Source organism: Mesorhizobium sp. M4A.F.Ca.ET.020.02.1.1, from assembly GCF_004022645.1.
GTDB lineage: Bacteria > Pseudomonadota > Alphaproteobacteria > Rhizobiales > Rhizobiaceae > Mesorhizobium.
In genome coordinates this window covers 1-2,532 of record NZ_RZOI01000812.1, presented here as the reverse complement: position 1 = coordinate 2,532, position 2,532 = coordinate 1, and the positions used below count along the sequence as shown (strand labels likewise).

At 68.2% G+C, this 2,532-nt stretch carries 2 protein-coding genes; both read right to left on the bottom strand.

Annotation, left to right across the window (positions count from 1 at the left end; genetic code table 11):
* Positions 1-1,178, bottom strand: a 1,178-nt coding sequence (locus EN742_RS31475) for a flagellar hook-length control protein FliK (RefSeq protein ID WP_148670392.1), incomplete at its 3' end; no start/stop codon positions are given.
* Positions 1,175-2,532, bottom strand: a 1,358-nt coding sequence (locus EN742_RS31470) for a chemotaxis protein MotC (protein ID WP_128333698.1), incomplete at its 5' end; no start/stop codon positions are given. The genes EN742_RS31470 and EN742_RS31475, both read right to left, overlap by 4 nt.

Sequence of the window (2,532 nt, the reverse complement as noted above, 5' to 3'; positions counted from 1 at the left end):
GAAGGTTGCAGTACCGTGACCTTGTCGACGTCGAAGCCGAGCCCGCGCAGCGACTTGACGATCGCCTCGCTGTCGGCCGCGAGACGACGATGCGCGTCGTGGGTTTCGGGCTTCAGCTCAATCGAAAGTTGCTCTCCGGAAAGCCGCAGGCTGGCCGTGACCATGCCAAGCTCGGCCGGGTGAAGCTCGATCTTCAATATATGTGTCGGAACGGCAACAGAAGCGACCGGTTGCGAGCCTGGCGAGGTGGTCGAAAACGCCTGCGGCAGACCCTTGTCCGAGGCCAGCGCGTCGATCAGCGCCGATGCCGTCTGGCTTAGCGGGTTCTGCGCCGGAGCCGGGAAGCTCTGCTCGTGGACGACGTCGATGCGCGCGGCCGACGATGACTGCTTTGCCTGTTCCGACGGCGTGGCCGAACGGATCGCGTCAAGGGCTTTCGACGACGGCGCAGATCGCTTTGCCGGCGACGCCGCCACGTCCACGGGCGTCTGGTCCTCCGGTGGCGATGCGGCTCCATCGTCCCGGCGCGGCAGGTCCTTGAAGACGGCGCTGATGGCTTCCGGCTGCCGGAGCTTCCCGGGGAAGTCTTCGGCGCTGGCGGCGCGCTCGGATCGCGAGAATGCACCGGGATCAGGGGTCTCGAGGCCGGGCGTTGCGTCCGATTTCTTCAAGGTGGAGAGCAACTGAGCCGGCGGCTGGCCGCCCGGCGCCGGCTCACTCGCCTGGCCATCGCCGGCGTCTTCCTGTCCGCCGGCCTTGGCCGACGCCTGGAAGCGGCCGATATCGTTGAGCGCCATCAGCAATGGCAGGCTGTCCTGAAGTGGGCTCGCATTTGCGCTCCGCGCGGCCGTGTCGGTCTCCTTCGAGGCCGTGTCCGTATCAGTATCGGCATCGCTGTCGACGGCCTTGCCGGCTGGCGGCTTTGGCGCGGCGGTCGTCGCCGTAGCGTTGCCGTCAGGCTGCGCCTTGCCGGCGTTGGCAAACGCCCGCCGGTTCCATCGCGCATCGTGGGGTCCAGTCTCGGCCGGTTGCTGGTTTTCCTGGGCGGACTGCTTTTCAGCGCCGCGCAGCAGGTCGCCGAAGCTCGTGGCCTCGTTCTTCGCCGCCGGCGCCGCCGACTTGGACGTCACGTTTGTGGAGACAAGTCCCGTGAGGGCATGGCCGAGGCTGGAGGTCATTTGGGAGCTGCTCCAAGCAGTTGGTCGATCTTGTTGAGTTGGCGGCGCGTCTGCAACATCGCGGCGTCGGTGGCGTCCTGCGGATCGAGGCCGGCTGACGATTCCGGTGTCGGCGAGGGCTGAGCCGCCGCCGTCCCGGCAGATGCCGCTGCCACTGCCGGCGCTTCGGCCGCGGCCGGCTCCGGCGCCGACGGCGCGGCCGTTGCCGGGGCCGGCATATCCGGGGCGAACGATGCAGAGGGCTGCGCGTCCGCCGGTTTCGTTGCGGAAGCGGAGGCCTCGACCGCCGGCTGCTCGGACATCGCGCCGTCGACCGGCGGCAGGTCGGCGTCTTCCTGCTTCTCCGTCGCCGCGATCTCGGCGGCGGATTTCCCAGGCGCAGATTTGCCGGCGTCGGTGTCGGGCTTCTCGACGGCCGGGACCGCCGGTCGCGCGACAACTTCGCCGGCGACGGCTTGCGCGGCATCGAGCAGCGCACGGTCGCTTTCCGAGAGCTTGCCGCGATCGATCTTCTTCAGCTTGGCGCGCACATCGTCGATGGTGCTCGACGTCACCGTGGACAGGCTGGAATAGAGCTGGGCGCGCGGGTCGTCCTCATTGCCGTTACCGTCGCGGCCTTTCTCAGCCATGGCCGAGGCGAAGGTGGAGAGCGCGGTCAGACCGTCGATCGCCGCCCGGCGGGCGATACGCAGATAGATCACCTTCTCGCGCTCGGGATCCATCATCGAGGTGATGTCGGCAAGCTTGTCCTGGCTGACCGCCATGTGCAGTTGAATGACGCCGGAGACGAAGGAATCGGCGAACTGGCTGGCATAGGGCGAGTGGAGATAGCTGGCGACATATTGGGTGGAGGCGAGTGCGAAGCGCGCCGCATCGCCCTGCTGCGCGGCAATGCCGACCGAGCGGCGAAGCGCTGCTTCCTCGACCAGCGTGCCTGGGCTGAGCAGGCGGGCATTGTCGAGCAAAGCGAGCGCCGCGGCCGGCTGTTCGGTGGCTAGCAGCGAGCCCTTGACCAGCGCCAGGAAGGCGCCGAGGTCGGTGGGCAGCGCCATCGGGTCGATCGGCTTAAGCGTTTCGATCGCCTCGGCCGGCCGGCCGTTGAGATAGCTGATGATGCCCCTGGCGATGGCGAGGCTTTGCGGGTCGGTCTCGGCACGCGAGGCGGCAGCCTCGACGGTGACGGGATTGCCGCCGCTCATGCCGTAGACGAGCAGGGCGCGAAAGTTCTTCGGTTCCTTGAAATCCGCCGCATCCGCCGCGCGCAGACGCGCATCGGTCATTTCGAGCAGCTTGGCCTGCATCGGCAGCGCCGCGTGGTCGCCGGCGGCGATGCGGTCCTGCACGAGCTGCCGCG